General features: G+C 55.0%; 1 pseudogene. It reads left to right on the top strand.

Annotated elements, in window-relative coordinates:
• Positions 1-228: 228 nt before the first annotated feature.
• A pseudogene (locus AC27KL_RS28155) lies at positions 229-540 on the top strand (hypothetical protein); the annotation flags it as partial.

Genomic DNA, 540 nt, shown 5'->3' with positions numbered 1-540 from the left:
ATTTCGTTCTACGAGGAAGGAATGAGCGAGATGCATCGGCAGTTGGAACAGGTGACAAAAGCGCTGGATCCGTACTCTTCGTTCATGGGGCATGCCATTCACGCCTACGATTACTGGAAAAACGGCAAGGAATAAGGGACGGCAGCCTGAAAGCAAGGAAGCACACCGCCGGAACGCGAATGTTGTACAATAGGAAGACGAAGGTCGTTTGAAAAGAGGGAACGATACATGCGTGATGTGCCCAACAGACACAGAGGTCTTCCGTCTCGGACACCCGAGATGCTGTACAATGTGGTCCGCAAGTTTTACCGCGGTGCTGTCAGTCACTACGACTTAATCCAGGAAAAAAAGCGGGAGGCGCACGCCTGCTGGGAGCAGATGCAGACGAGCGGGGATGACCGTCCGCTGCGAGCGGCGCTGACTACGTTGTTTTTGGAGTTTCATTTTTACGTGACGTGCTGGCTGCAGATCGAGCTGGCTCTCTATCGGCTGGCCCGGCAGGATGAGCGGCTGGCGCTCGTGATGGAAAAGTTCCGGGCC

Source organism: Paenibacillus sp. YAE3 (genome assembly GCF_057546105.1).
The sequence above is the reverse complement of the archived record's forward strand: the minus strand, read 5'-3'. Positions and strand labels throughout refer to the sequence as shown.